This window comes from Aquimarina sp. EL_43, from assembly GCF_943422735.1.
Taxonomy (GTDB): domain Bacteria; phylum Bacteroidota; class Bacteroidia; order Flavobacteriales; family Flavobacteriaceae; genus Aquimarina; species Aquimarina megaterium.
In genome coordinates this window covers 2,389,667-2,406,110 of the sequence record NZ_CALSBR010000001.1, presented here as the reverse complement: position 1 = coordinate 2,406,110, position 16,444 = coordinate 2,389,667, and the positions used below count along the sequence as shown (strand labels likewise).

At 36.0% G+C, this 16,444-nt stretch carries 6 protein-coding genes; all 6 read left to right on the top strand.

Annotated elements, in window-relative coordinates; all coding sequences use genetic code 11:
• The first annotated feature begins 70 nt into the window (after window positions 1-70).
• The 6 genes from NNL09_RS10390 (at window position 71) to NNL09_RS10365 (ending at window position 16,405) form a co-directional block, all read left to right on the top strand.
• Window positions 71-4,153, top strand: coding sequence for a PKD domain-containing protein (locus NNL09_RS10390; RefSeq protein WP_254514240.1), 4,083 nt, complete (start codon window positions 71-73; stop codon window positions 4,151-4,153).
• A gap of 18 nt (window positions 4,154-4,171) precedes the next feature.
• The gene (locus NNL09_RS10385) at window positions 4,172-7,888 is read left to right on the top strand and encodes a PKD domain-containing protein (protein ID WP_254514239.1); all 3,717 of its coding nucleotides are present in this window, start codon (window positions 4,172-4,174) and stop codon (window positions 7,886-7,888) included.
• Window positions 7,852-8,193 carry a T9SS type A sorting domain-containing protein gene (locus NNL09_RS10380; RefSeq protein WP_254514238.1) on the top strand — a complete coding sequence of 114 codons (342 nt, stop codon included), beginning with the start codon at window positions 7,852-7,854 and terminating at the stop codon, window positions 8,191-8,193. Before NNL09_RS10385 ends, NNL09_RS10380 begins: the two co-directional genes overlap by 37 nt.
• Window positions 8,194-8,282: 89 nt before the next feature.
• On the top strand, window positions 8,283-8,639 hold the full coding sequence (locus NNL09_RS10375; RefSeq protein ID WP_254514237.1) for a hypothetical protein: 357 nt from the start codon (window positions 8,283-8,285) through the stop codon (window positions 8,637-8,639).
• A 470-nt stretch (window positions 8,640-9,109) separates the two neighbouring features.
• Window positions 9,110-12,364, top strand: a complete 3,255-nt coding sequence (locus NNL09_RS10370) for a PKD domain-containing protein (protein WP_254514236.1) — start codon at window positions 9,110-9,112, stop codon at window positions 12,362-12,364.
• 18 nt (window positions 12,365-12,382) lie between these two features.
• Window positions 12,383-16,405, top strand: coding sequence for a PKD domain-containing protein (locus tag NNL09_RS10365; RefSeq protein ID WP_254514235.1), 4,023 nt, complete (start codon window positions 12,383-12,385; stop codon window positions 16,403-16,405).
• The last annotated feature ends 39 nt before the right edge of the window (window positions 16,406-16,444 follow it).

Here is a 16,444-nt window from a genome sequence, read left to right as displayed (position 1 = left end):
TTAAGAAGGGATTTAATAATGTAATGTGAGTGAATGGAAGGAGATTGAAGTAAGATATTAAAATTTGAAAATGAAGCAAATAATTCTAATAATTTTTATACTAATCGGAGGGAGTAAAATCTATTCTCAAAGATATTTATTTGATTATTCTGAAGATATAGATATCTGTTGCGATGGTGTTAGAGAACTAAGCAGGACAAAAATCACAAGAGTATTCAATGGTACTAATGTAATAGACACATATGATATCCTCCAAGCTACAAGCCCTTTTGGTAGAATATACTCTGTTCAACCAACAAGAGTTATAACATTTTTTGAGATGAATTGTCTTTTGCATCCTCGAGATGGGGGTGGAGTTAGAAATTGTACGAATATAGCAGATACTCAAATTAACTATTCAAGTATTTGTGGAAATGGAACAGGTAATTATGATGCCCAAGCTAAAGTAACTAATCTGGAAGGAGTTTTAGATATTCCTACAGGTACTTTAAGAGAGAAATGTATTGAAGAAAATATTATTTTAAAAGCAGATAACGATTGTCATAATTATAGATATGAATGGTATTATCAAATTAATAGTAACAATCCCATAAAAATTAATAGTGCAACTACTACCATTGGTCAAAATTCTCAATCAATACCTCTTACATCTTTTTTACCCTCTAATTATCTAGGAGCTATTAGAATTTCATCAAAAGTAAGTATAAATAATGGTAGTTCCTTTGATTATGACACTAATACAATTGTTTACGATATTACAACCTGTTCACCCAAACTAGATGGTCCTATAATTGACATCCAACCTTCATGTAGTAATAGTATTAATCTTAATGATAATGACAATGGTAGTTTTACTGTAACTTTTGATAGAGAACTTGATGATACCAAACAAGAAAAAATGAACCTGCAGGTATATCGACAAGTAGGAAGCATCTTTGATGGTTATGAATCAAAAGTATTAACTAAAAGTGATTTTACCGGAGCTTCTTATACCTGGGATCCTAAAAACCTACCCGGTGGGATCTATAAACTATTCTGGCAAACCAAAAGTAATAATGAAGGTTTTGATGATATTAATACAGTACCTGATGCCTATGATGAAAGTAATCCTTTTACACTAACTGCCCCTCCCACTTTATCGGTTAGTGGTACTCCTTCTCCCGTACAATGTTTTGGAGGAAATGACGGAAGTATTACAGTGACTCCAAATGGGGGAACACCAGGAACACCGCCTACATCACCTCGATACCAATATTCTATCGATAATGGAACTACATGGCAACAAGAAACTCTTTTTGATACTCTAACCAAAGGAGATTATACCATTCTTATCAAAGATAATAATGGTTGTGAAGCTACTAGTGCACCCATAACTGTTAACGAACGATTCCTAACCATACCAGATGTAGTGGGGTTGTCTGCACTCATCACCAACCCTACTCTTATTAATGGAAATAATGGACGTATCGCAATCTCTGTATCTAGTGGATCTGGGAACTATACAAACTATGCCTGGACCAAAGATGGAAACCCTTTCACACCTCCTTCTGGGTCTACAAATACAAATATCATCAATCTCTATGAAGGGGTTTATACCATCATAGTAACCGATAGTAATGGATGTAGTTCTGATATCGAAACATTCACTCTTACAGATCCTGAGCCCATCCAGATCACTATCAATATGACTCCTAACACTGTTAATTGTTCGGATACAAAAGTCAACCTTATCGCCAGTGCAATCGGTGGATTCTTAAACTCTGGTGGTGACTACTCGTATCTATGGGATGATGGAACATCGGGAGCTTCTCTAACCAATGTAGGAATAGGAACCTACCAGGTAACTGTCTCTGATCAAGGAGGAAATAGCCTATCTAAATCTTTTCAGGTACAAGGACCTGAACCTATAACAGCAATACCTGCTGTAAGTAATGTAGGATGTAAAAATGGAAGTGATGGAACCATACAATTAACCATTAATGGAGGTACAGGACAATATACCGTAAACTGGACTAAACTATTCGATAATACCTTCAACAAATCCGGAGCCAATATAACTGGTCTCTCCGCCGGGTCATATGAGTATACCATTACTGATCAAAATAACTGTACCATCAATAATTTTGGAACTCCAATAGAAGTCACAGAACCTCCTATAGGAATAGAAGTCTTTGAAGTTATTGCATCGCACATAGACAATATCGTATTTGGAGGTAATATAGGAGTTCTCGAAATTAATATCATCAATAATCAAGGAACACCACTATTCAATTGGTTTAAAGAAGGAAACCCTTTCACTCCTCCTACCGGATCTACTGATACCAAATTAATACATTTGGAAGCCGGAAACTACTCTATTGAAGTTACTGATATTGATGGCTGTATAGCAACATTAACTCAACCTATTGTAATCACACAGCCAGATTTGTTAGAAATTCAGGATACTACAATTACCAATGTGAGTTGTAAAGATCTTGATGATGGAAAAATTACAGTAAATGTAAGTGGAGGGGTTCAACCTTATACCTACCTATGGACTAAACAAGGAGGTCCTTTATTCTCCAGACCCGATGATCCTACTATAGACGGCTTACAACCTGGTGCATACACAGTCTCTATAACTGATGATAGTAATGTAGAAATATCATCGGGAGTATATAACATCACACAGCCAGATCTGTTGGAAATCAACATCGTAAGTACAACTCCCGTACTTTGTCCCGGTGACAATACAGGAGCTATCAATGTATCTATTACTGGAGGAACTCCTCCCTATACCATACTCTGGGAAGATGGACAAACTACTCAAAATATCCAAAACCTAACTGTAGGACAATACAATATCATGGTACAGGATGCTAATGGATGTACTACCGATAAAACAATACCGGTAATCAATCAGGATAATCAAATTCAGATTCAAGATGCTTCTTTAACTAATGTATCTGCTTATGAAGGAAATGATGGAAGAATCCAATTACAACTCTCAGGAGGATTGCAACCCTACACGATAAACTGGATACGACTCTCTGATAATACTAATATAGGAAATACTACAAGTATAGATAACCTGATCGCTGATCAATATCAAGTTCGTATTACCGATGCTAATGCCTGCACAATTCAGCAAACTTATGAAATAACACAACCCGATATCGTAGATGTAACTATCAAACCACTGGTATGTAACGGGGATTGTGATGCAGAAATTGAAATTGAAGTAAACAAAGGAAATGGTAATTTTACCTATCAATGGAATACCGGGGAGACTACAGATAAAATAACCGGATTATGCGCCGGATCATACACGGTAACCATACAAGGATTTGGAAACAAAACTTTAGTAAGAACCTATCAAATTACAGACCCCCAACCAGTCGATATTAATCTGGGAGACGATCAGTTTATTTGTTTAGGACAAACCGCCTCATTCTCTGCTCTAATCAATGACCCTAACGCAACATATCAATGGACAGCACAAAACGGATTCTCTAGTAACTCACCCCAAATAACAGTCGACCAAGCTGGAGAATATACCGTAACTGTGACTAATGGAAAAGGATGTACTGCAAACAGTAGTGTAGTCCTACATCAAGTTGATGCTCAAATTAATGCAGAATTCCTATATGCAAGCCAGGTATTTACTAATGAAAAATTTGTAATCATAGATGTAACTTACCCTATACCTGATCAAATTCAGTGGGTAATGCCCGAACAAGCCTCTATAGTCTCACAAAATCAGGATTTTATCGAAATCTATTTTGAAAAACCCGGAGAATACGATATCTCGATGATATCGAAACTAGGAAACTGTCAGGAGGTATTTACTCAAAAAGTATTAGTACTACAAAAAGAAATAGCAGATGATCAAAATCAGGATAACCAAAATCAACAATCAGGAAATATCAAAGAGTTCAGCGTATACCCAAATCCTTCTGATGGTAAATTCTTTGTAAAAGTTGCACTGAAAGAACAAAAAGATATCAGTATTAAAGTATTTAGCCTGGCTAACAATACCATATTAGATCAAAAAAAACAATCTGGTAAAAAACAATACGAGATCCCTTTTACTCTGCAAATGCCCTCTGGAGTATATGCCGTAGTACTAGAAACACCATATGGAAATCATATTAGAAAAGTGATTATGAAATAATAAGTAAATAAAAGGATTATGAAAAACATCATTATGAAAAAACTCTTATTATACATACTGTTCCTATTATTTTCCGTTAATTTTTATGGGCAATTTAAATATCACGTATCTACAGTTAATGTTTTGGACTTAACTGCTTCAAGTTGTTTTATGTCTAATCCAGCGAGTGTAATATCTTCTAGAGGAAGTTTGAAAATTGCAGATGGAAGTGATACAACTCTTAGCACTGCAACAGGGATATTAGATTTAACCACAAGGCCTGCATATTATGGCGTTTCAGCTGGAAGTTGTAGATGGATCGAGGGGCCTAATAGAGGTAAAATATACAGCTTAGGAGGATATAGAATGGACATCGATCCTAACATAGATTCATATTATGAACATAAACCTTCTTTTGGAACATTATATTTTGAAAAAGTTAATACAACACAATCCAATGAACTTAACTGTAATGGAGTTACATTAAATGCTACTTCGGGTATTTCTGATACCGATATTATTGAATGGGAATATTCTTTTGAAGGACAATTAGCTACTATAAGTGGCTCTTCAAACAAAAAATCAATATTTATAGATTTTAATAATTTTCCGGTAGATTTTGAGAATAATGCAAACAAAATAATTTATTTCAGGTATAAACTAGTTGGTAATGTTTTTTCTCCCTTAAAACCGTATACAATTCTTAACTGCTCACCTGCATTAGATCCGAATGTTTCTCCTAACCCAAAGCTTACTCATCCTACTTGTAGTTACAATAATGATGGCGGTTTCACAGTAACTTTTGATAGAGAACTTGATGATAGTGTTTCAGAAAAAATGAGTTTAGTTGTATTTGTATCTAATGGAACATTTGACAATGTTGCCGGAGTAGATATTTTAACAAAAAATGATTTTAATGGGCGATCTTTCACATGGGATGCTAACGGTTTAGCTCCAGGCTCTTATATACTAGGTTGGCAAACCAAAAGAGGAGGAAACGATCCTGGCGCTAATCCAGATGCTCTCGATTTTAGTAATGAATTTACACTAATTGCCCCTCCTGCATTATCAGTTAGCGGTACTCCTTCTCCCGTACAATGTTCTGGGGGAAACGATGGAAGCATAAGAGTAACACCAGATGGTGGAACGCCTCCTTATCAATATTCTATAGTAGGTAGCAATATACAACCCGTAGGTACACTGTTTGATGGGTTGATCAAAGGAGATTACACCATACTTATCAAAGATAATAAAGGTTGTGAAGCTACTAGTGCACCTATAACTGTTGGTGAACGATTTCCTACTATTCCTGATGTAACTGGGTTATCTGCACTCATCACCAACCCTACTCTTATTAATGGTAATAATGGACGTATCGCAATCTCTGTATCTAGTGGATCTGGGAACTATACAAACTATGCCTGGACCAAAGATGGAAATCCATTTACACCTCCTTCGGGATCTACAAATACAAATATCATCAATCTTTATGAAGGGTTTTATACCATCATAGTAACCGATAGTAATGGATGTAGTTCTGATATCGAAACATTCACTCTTACAGATCCTGAGCCCATCCAGATCACTATCAATATGACTCCTAACACTGTTAATTGTTCGGATACAAAAGTCAACCTTATCGCCAGTGCAATCGGTGGATTCTTAAACTCTGGTGGTGACTACTCGTATCTATGGGATGATGGAACATCGGGAGCTTCTCTAACCAATGTAGGAATAGGAACCTACCAGGTAACTGTCTCTGATCAAGGAGGAAATAGCCTATCTAAATCTTTTCAGGTACAAGGACCTGAGCCTATAACAGCCATACCTGCTGTAAGTAATGTAGGATGTAAAAATGGAAGTGATGGAACCATACAATTAACCATTAACGGAGGTACAGGACAATATACCGTAAACTGGACTAAACTATTCGATAATACATTCAACAAATCCGGAGCCAGCATAACCGATCTCTCTGCAGGATCATATGAGTATACCATTACTGATCAAAATAACTGTACCATCAATAATTTTGGAACTCCAATAGAAGTCACAGAACCTCCTATAGGAATAGAAGTCTCTGAAGTTATTGCATCGCACATAGACAATATCGTATTTGGAGGTAATATAGGAGTTCTCGAAATCAATATCATCAATAATCAGGGAACACCACTATTCAATTGGTTTAAAGAAGGAAACCCTTTCACTCCTCCTAACGGATCTACCGATACCAAATTAATCAACCTGGAAGCAGGAAACTACTCTATTGAAGTCACCGATATTGATGGCTGTATAGCAACATTAACTCAACCTATTGTAATCACACAACCAGATTTGTTAGAAATACAAAATACTACAATTACCAATGTTAGTTGTAAAGATCTTGATGATGGAAAAATTACAGTAAATGTAAGTGGAGGGGTTCAACCTTATACCTACCTATGGACTAAACAAGGAGATCCTTTATTCTCCAGACCCGATGATCCTACTATAGACGGCTTACAACCTGGTGCATACACAGTCTCTATAACTGATGATAGTAATGTAGAAATATCATCGGGAGTATATAACATCACACAGCCAGATCTGTTGGAAATCAACATCGTAAGTACAACTCCCGTACTTTGTCCCGAAGACAATACAGGAGCTATCAATGTATCTATTGCCGGAGGAACTCCTCCCTACACCATACTCTGGGAAGATGGACAAACTACTCAAAATATCCAAAACCTAACTGTAGGACAATACAATATCATGGTACAGGATGCTAATGGATGTACTACCGATAAAACAATACCGGTAATCAATCAGGATAATCAAATTCAGATTCAAAATGCTTCTTTAACTAATGTATCTGCTTATCAAGGAAATGATGGAAGAATCCAACTACAACTCTCAGGAGGATTGCAACCCTACACGATAAACTGGATAAGACTCTCTGATAATACCAATATTGGAAATACCACAGTTATAGATAACCTGATCGCTGATCAATATCAAGTTCGTATTACCGATGCTAATGCCTGCACAATTCAGCAAACTTATGAAATAACACAACCCGATATCGTAGATGTGACTATCAAACCACTGGTATGTAACGGGGATTGTGATGCAGAAATTGAAATTGAAGTAAACAAAGGAAATGGTAATTTTACCTATCAATGGAATACCGGGGAGACTACAGATAAAATAACCGGATTATGCGCCGGATCATACACGGTAACCATACAAGGATTTGGAAACAAAACTTTAGTAAGAACCTATCAAATTACAGACCCCCAACCAGTCGATATTAATCTGGGAGACGATCAGTTTATTTGTTTAGGACAAACCGCTTCATTCTCTGCTCTAATCAATGACCCTAACGCAACATATCAATGGACAGCACAAAATGGATTCTCTAGTAACTCACCCCAAATAACAGTCGACCAAGCTGGAGAATATACCGTAACTGTGACTAATGGAAAAGGATGTACTGCAAACAGTAGTGTAGTCCTGCATCAAGTCGATGCCCAAATTAATGCAGAATTCCTATATGCAAGTCAGGTATTTACCAATGAAAAATTTGTAATCATAGATGTAACTCATCCTATACCTGATCAAATTCAGTGGGTAATGCCAGAACAAGCCTCTATAGTTACACAAAATCAAGATCTTATCGAAATCTACTTTGAAAAACCAGGAGAATATGACATCTCGATGATATCCAAACTAGGAAATTGCCAGGAAGTATTTACCCAAAAAATATCGTCTTAGAAAAAGAAAATCTAGATGATCAAACAGAAGAAGAACTAGAAGAACAGTTAAGCAATATAAAAGAATTTAGTATATACCCTAATCCTTCTGATGGAAAATTCTTTGCAAAAGTAACCCTGAAAGAACAAAAAGATATCAGTATCAAAATATTTAGTTTGGCAAACAATACCATATTAGATCAAAAGAAACAATCTGGTAAAAAACAATATGAAATCCCTTTTACTCTACAAATGCCTTCCGGAATATATGCCTTGGTACTAGAGACTCCGTATGGAAATCATATCAGGAAAATAATGATAAGGTAATAACTATTATTTTAAAACATTAAGAAGGGATTTAATAATGTAATGTGAGTGAATGGAAGGAGATTGAAGTAAGATATTAAAATTTGAAAATGAAGCAAATAATTCTAATAATTTTTATACTAATCGGAGGGAGTAAAATCTATTCTCAAAGATATTTATTTGATTATTCTGAAGATATAGATATCTGTTGCGATGGTGTTAGAGAACTAAGCAGGACAAAAATCACAAGAGTATTCAATGGTACTAATGTAATAGACACATATGATATCCTCCAAGCTACAAGCCCTTTTGGTAGAATATACTCTGTTCAACCAACAAGAGTTATAACATTTTTTGAGATGAATTGTCTTTTGCATCCTCGAGATGGGGTGGAGTTTAGAAATTGTACGAATATAGCAGATACTCAAATTAACTATTCAAGTATTTGTGTGAAATGGAACAGGTAATTATGATGCCAAGCTAAAGTAACTAATCTGGAAGGAGTTTTAGATATTCCTACAGGTACTTTAAGAGAGAAATGTATTGAAGAAAAATATTATTTTAAAAGCAGATAAACGATTGTCATAATTATAGATATGAATGGTATTATCAATTAATAGTAACAATCCATAAAAATTAATAGTGCAACTACTACCATTGGTCAAAATTCTCAATCAATACCTCTTACATCTTTTTTACCCTCTAATTATCTAGGAGCTATTAGAATTTCATCAAAAGTAAGTTAAATAATGGTAGTTCCTTTGATTATGACACTAATACAATTGTTTACGATATTACAACCTGTTCACCCAAACTAGATGGTCCTATAATTGACATCCAACCTTCATGTAGTAATAGTATTAATCTTAATGATAATGACAATGGTAGTTTTACTGTAACTTTTGATAGAGAACTTGATGATACCAAACAAGAAAAAATGAACCTGCAGGTATATCGACAAGTAGGAAGCATCTTTGATGGTTATGAATCAAAAGTATTAACTAAAAGTGATTTTACCGGAGCTTCTTATACCTGGGATCCTAAAAACCTACCCGGTGGGATCTATAAACTATTCTGGCAAACCAAAAGTAATAATGAAGGTTTTGATGATATTAATACAGTACCTGATGCCTATGATGAAAGTAATCCTTTTACACTAACTGCCCCTCCCACTTTATCGGTTAGTGGTACTCCTTCTCCCGTACAATGTTTTGGAGGAAATGACGGAAGTATTACAGTGACTCCAAATGGGGGAACACCAGGAACACCGCCTACATCACCTCGATACCAATATTCTATCGATAATGGAACTACATGGCAACAAGAAACTCTTTTTGATACTCTAACCAAAGGAGATTATACCATTCTTATCAAAGATAATAATGGTTGTGAAGCTACTAGTGCACCCATAACTGTTAACGAACGATTCCTAACCATACCAGATGTAGTGGGGTTGTCTGCACTCATCACCAACCCTACTCTTATTAATGGAAATAATGGACGTATCGCAATCTCTGTATCTAGTGGATCTGGGAACTATACAAACTATGCCTGGACCAAAGATGGAAACCCTTTCACACCTCCTTCTGGGTCTACAAATACAAATATCATCAATCTCTATGAAGGGGTTTATACCATCATAGTAACCGATAGTAATGGATGTAGTTCTGATATCGAAACATTCACTCTTACAGATCCTGAGCCCATCCAGATCACTATCAATATGACTCCTAACACTGTTAATTGTTCGGATACAAAAGTCAACCTTATCGCCAGTGCAATCGGTGGATTCTTAAACTCTGGTGGTGACTACTCGTATCTATGGGATGATGGAACATCGGGAGCTTCTCTAACCAATGTAGGAATAGGAACCTACCAGGTAACTGTCTCTGATCAAGGAGGAAATAGCCTATCTAAATCTTTTCAGGTACAAGGACCTGAACCTATAACAGCAATACCTGCTGTAAGTAATGTAGGATGTAAAAATGGAAGTGATGGAACCATACAATTAACCATTAATGGAGGTACAGGACAATATACCGTAAACTGGACTAAACTATTCGATAATACCTTCAACAAATCCGGAGCCAATATAACTGGTCTCTCCGCCGGGTCATATGAGTATACCATTACTGATCAAAATAACTGTACCATCAATAATTTTGGAACTCCAATAGAAGTCACAGAACCTCCTATAGGAATAGAAGTCTTTGAAGTTATTGCATCGCACATAGACAATATCGTATTTGGAGGTAATATAGGAGTTCTCGAAATTAATATCATCAATAATCAAGGAACACCACTATTCAATTGGTTTAAAGAAGGAAACCCTTTCACTCCTCCTACCGGATCTACTGATACCAAATTAATACATTTGGAAGCCGGAAACTACTCTATTGAAGTTACTGATATTGATGGCTGTATAGCAACATTAACTCAACCTATTGTAATCACACAGCCAGATTTGTTAGAAATTCAGGATACTACAATTACCAATGTGAGTTGTAAAGATCTTGATGATGGAAAAATTACAGTAAATGTAAGTGGAGGGGTTCAACCTTATACCTACCTATGGACTAAACAAGGAGGTCCTTTATTCTCCAGACCCGATGATCCTACTATAGACGGCTTACAACCTGGTGCATACACAGTCTCTATAACTGATGATAGTAATGTAGAAATATCATCGGGAGTATATAACATCACACAGCCAGATCTGTTGGAAATCAACATCGTAAGTACAACTCCCGTACTTTGTCCCGGTGACAATACAGGAGCTATCAATGTATCTATTACTGGAGGAACTCCTCCCTATACCATACTCTGGGAAGATGGACAAACTACTCAAAATATCCAAAACCTAACTGTAGGACAATACAATATCATGGTACAGGATGCTAATGGATGTACTACCGATAAAACAATACCGGTAATCAATCAGGATAATCAAATTCAGATTCAAGATGCTTCTTTAACTAATGTATCTGCTTATGAAGGAAATGATGGAAGAATCCAATTACAACTCTCAGGAGGATTGCAACCCTACACGATAAACTGGATACGACTCTCTGATAATACTAATATAGGAAATACTACAAGTATAGATAACCTGATCGCTGATCAATATCAAGTTCGTATTACCGATGCTAATGCCTGCACAATTCAGCAAACTTATGAAATAACACAACCCGATATCGTAGATGTAACTATCAAACCACTGGTATGTAACGGGGATTGTGATGCAGAAATTGAAATTGAAGTAAACAAAGGAAATGGTAATTTTACCTATCAATGGAATACCGGGGAGACTACAGATAAAATAACCGGATTATGCGCCGGATCATACACGGTAACCATACAAGGATTTGGAAACAAAACTTTAGTAAGAACCTATCAAATTACAGACCCCCAACCAGTCGATATTAATCTGGGAGACGATCAGTTTATTTGTTTAGGACAAACCGCCTCATTCTCTGCTCTAATCAATGACCCTAACGCAACATATCAATGGACAGCACAAAACGGATTCTCTAGTAACTCACCCCAAATAACAGTCGACCAAGCTGGAGAATATACCGTAACTGTGACTAATGGAAAAGGATGTACTGCAAACAGTAGTGTAGTCCTACATCAAGTTGATGCTCAAATTAATGCAGAATTCCTATATGCAAGCCAGGTATTTACTAATGAAAAATTTGTAATCATAGATGTAACTTACCCTATACCTGATCAAATTCAGTGGGTAATGCCCGAACAAGCCTCTATAGTCTCACAAAATCAGGATTTTATCGAAATCTATTTTGAAAAACCCGGAGAATACGATATCTCGATGATATCGAAACTAGGAAACTGTCAGGAGGTATTTACTCAAAAAGTATTAGTACTACAAAAAGAAATAGCAGATGATCAAAATCAGGATAACCAAAATCAACAATCAGGAAATATCAAAGAGTTCAGCGTATACCCAAATCCTTCTGATGGTAAATTCTTTGTAAAAGTTGCACTGAAAGAACAAAAAGATATCAGTATTAAAGTATTTAGCCTGGCTAACAATACCATATTAGATCAAAAAAAACAATCTGGTAAAAAACAATACGAGATCCCTTTTACTCTGCAAATGCCCTCTGGAGTATATGCCGTAGTACTAGAAACACCATATGGAAATCATATTAGAAAAGTGATTATGAAATAATAAGTAAATAAAAGGATTATGAAAAACATCATTATGAAAAAACTCTTATTATACATACTGTTCCTATTATTTTCCGTTAATTTTTATGGGCAATTTAAATATCACGTATCTACAGTTAATGTTTTGGACTTAACTGCTTCAAGTTGTTTTATGTCTAATCCAGCGAGTGTAATATCTTCTAGAGGAAGTTTGAAAATTGCAGATGGAAGTGATACAACTCTTAGCACTGCAACAGGGATATTAGATTTAACCACAAGGCCTGCATATTATGGCGTTTCAGCTGGAAGTTGTAGATGGATCGAGGGGCCTAATAGAGGTAAAATATACAGCTTAGGAGGATATAGAATGGACATCGATCCTAACATAGATTCATATTATGAACATAAACCTTCTTTTGGAACATTATATTTTGAAAAAGTTAATACAACACAATCCAATGAACTTAACTGTAATGGAGTTACATTAAATGCTACTTCGGGTATTTCTGATACCGATATTATTGAATGGGAATATTCTTTTGAAGGACAATTAGCTACTATAAGTGGCTCTTCAAACAAAAAATCAATATTTATAGATTTTAATAATTTTCCGGTAGATTTTGAGAATAATGCAAACAAAATAATTTATTTCAGGTATAAACTAGTTGGTAATGTTTTTTCTCCCTTAAAACCGTATACAATTCTTAACTGCTCACCTGCATTAGATCCGAATGTTTCTCCTAACCCAAAGCTTACTCATCCTACTTGTAGTTACAATAATGATGGCGGTTTCACAGTAACTTTTGATAGAGAACTTGATGATAGTGTTTCAGAAAAAATGAGTTTAGTTGTATTTGTATCTAATGGAACATTTGACAATGTTGCCGGAGTAGATATTTTAACAAAAAATGATTTTAATGGGCGATCTTTCACATGGGATGCTAACGGTTTAGCTCCAGGCTCTTATATACTAGGTTGGCAAACCAAAAGAGGAGGAAACGATCCTGGCGCTAATCCAGATGCTCTCGATTTTAGTAATGAATTTACACTAATTGCCCCTCCTGCATTATCAGTTAGCGGTACTCCTTCTCCCGTACAATGTTCTGGGGGAAACGATGGAAGCATAAGAGTAACACCAGATGGTGGAACGCCTCCTTATCAATATTCTATAGTAGGTAGCAATATACAACCCGTAGGTACACTGTTTGATGGGTTGATCAAAGGAGATTACACCATACTTATCAAAGATAATAAAGGTTGTGAAGCTACTAGTGCACCTATAACTGTTGGTGAACGATTTCCTACTATTCCTGATGTAACTGGGTTATCTGCACTCATCACCAACCCTACTCTTATTAATGGTAATAATGGACGTATCGCAATCTCTGTATCTAGTGGATCTGGGAACTATACAAACTATGCCTGGACCAAAGATGGAAATCCATTTACACCTCCTTCGGGATCTACAAATACAAATATCATCAATCTTTATGAAGGGTTTTATACCATCATAGTAACCGATAGTAATGGATGTAGTTCTGATATCGAAACATTCACTCTTACAGATCCTGAGCCCATCCAGATCACTATCAATATGACTCCTAACACTGTTAATTGTTCGGATACAAAAGTCAACCTTATCGCCAGTGCAATCGGTGGATTCTTAAACTCTGGTGGTGACTACTCGTATCTATGGGATGATGGAACATCGGGAGCTTCTCTAACCAATGTAGGAATAGGAACCTACCAGGTAACTGTCTCTGATCAAGGAGGAAATAGCCTATCTAAATCTTTTCAGGTACAAGGACCTGAGCCTATAACAGCCATACCTGCTGTAAGTAATGTAGGATGTAAAAATGGAAGTGATGGAACCATACAATTAACCATTAACGGAGGTACAGGACAATATACCGTAAACTGGACTAAACTATTCGATAATACATTCAACAAATCCGGAGCCAGCATAACCGATCTCTCTGCAGGATCATATGAGTATACCATTACTGATCAAAATAACTGTACCATCAATAATTTTGGAACTCCAATAGAAGTCACAGAACCTCCTATAGGAATAGAAGTCTCTGAAGTTATTGCATCGCACATAGACAATATCGTATTTGGAGGTAATATAGGAGTTCTCGAAATCAATATCATCAATAATCAGGGAACACCACTATTCAATTGGTTTAAAGAAGGAAACCCTTTCACTCCTCCTAACGGATCTACCGATACCAAATTAATCAACCTGGAAGCAGGAAACTACTCTATTGAAGTCACCGATATTGATGGCTGTATAGCAACATTAACTCAACCTATTGTAATCACACAACCAGATTTGTTAGAAATACAAAATACTACAATTACCAATGTTAGTTGTAAAGATCTTGATGATGGAAAAATTACAGTAAATGTAAGTGGAGGGGTTCAACCTTATACCTACCTATGGACTAAACAAGGAGATCCTTTATTCTCCAGACCCGATGATCCTACTATAGACGGCTTACAACCTGGTGCATACACAGTCTCTATAACTGATGATAGTAATGTAGAAATATCATCGGGAGTATATAACATCACACAGCCAGATCTGTTGGAAATCAACATCGTAAGTACAACTCCCGTACTTTGTCCCGAAGACAATACAGGAGCTATCAATGTATCTATTGCCGGAGGAACTCCTCCCTACACCATACTCTGGGAAGATGGACAAACTACTCAAAATATCCAAAACCTAACTGTAGGACAATACAATATCATGGTACAGGATGCTAATGGATGTACTACCGATAAAACAATACCGGTAATCAATCAGGATAATCAAATTCAGATTCAAAATGCTTCTTTAACTAATGTATCTGCTTATCAAGGAAATGATGGAAGAATCCAACTACAACTCTCAGGAGGATTGCAACCCTACACGATAAACTGGATAAGACTCTCTGATAATACCAATATTGGAAATACCACAGTTATAGATAACCTGATCGCTGATCAATATCAAGTTCGTATTACCGATGCTAATGCCTGCACAATTCAGCAAACTTATGAAATAACACAACCCGATATCGTAGATGTGACTATCAAACCACTGGTATGTAACGGGGATTGTGATGCAGAAATTGAAATTGAAGTAAACAAAGGAAATGGTAATTTTACCTATCAATGGAATACCGGGGAGACTACAGATAAAATAACCGGATTATGCGCCGGATCATACACGGTAACCATACAAGGATTTGGAAACAAAACTTTAGTAAGAACCTATCAAATTACAGACCCCCAACCAGTCGATATTAATCTGGGAGACGATCAGTTTATTTGTTTAGGACAAACCGCTTCATTCTCTGCTCTAATCAATGACCCTAACGCAACATATCAATGGACAGCACAAAATGGATTCTCTAGTAACTCACCCCAAATAACAGTCGACCAAGCTGGAGAATATACCGTAACTGTGACTAATGGAAAAGGATGTACTGCAAACAGTAGTGTAGTCCTACATCAAGTTGATGCTCAAATTAATGCAGAATTCCTATATGCAAGCCAGGTATTTACTAATGAAAAATTTGTAATCATAGATGTAACTTACCCTATACCTGATCAAATTCAGTGGGTAATGCCCGAACAAGCCTCTATAGTCTCACAAAATCAGGATTTTATCGAAATCTATTTTGAAAAACCCGGAGAATACGATATCTCGATGATATCGAAACTAGGAAACTGTCAGGAAATATTTACTCAAAAAGTATTAGTACTACAAAAAGAAATAGCAGATGATCAAAATCAGGATAACCAAAATCAACAATCAGGAAATATCAAAGAGTTCAGCGTATACCCAAATCCTTCTGATGGTAAATTCTTTGTAAAAGTTGCATTGAAAGAACAAAAAGATATCAGTATTAAAGTATTTAGCCTGGCTAACAATACCATATTAGATCAAAAAAAACAATCTGGTAAAAAACAATACGAAATCCCTTTTACTCTGCAAATGCCTTCTGGAATATATGCCTTGGTACTAGAAACACCATATGGAAATCATATCAGAAAAGTGATTATAAGGTAATAAATATAGCCCAATAAAGTTATTAAATAGGCAATCATA

Coding starts and splice junctions, on each gene's coding strand:
- NNL09_RS10390 (WP_254514240.1), top strand. CDS start 71: ATGAAGCAAATAATTCTAATAATTTTTATACTAATCGGAGGGAGTAAA.
- NNL09_RS10385 (WP_254514239.1), top strand. CDS start 4,172: ATGAAAAACATCATTATGAAAAAACTCTTATTATACATACTGTTCCTA.
- NNL09_RS10375 (WP_254514237.1), top strand. CDS start 8,283: ATGAAGCAAATAATTCTAATAATTTTTATACTAATCGGAGGGAGTAAA.
- NNL09_RS10370 (WP_254514236.1), top strand. CDS start 9,110: ATGAACCTGCAGGTATATCGACAAGTAGGAAGCATCTTTGATGGTTAT.
- NNL09_RS10365 (WP_254514235.1), top strand. CDS start 12,383: ATGAAAAACATCATTATGAAAAAACTCTTATTATACATACTGTTCCTA.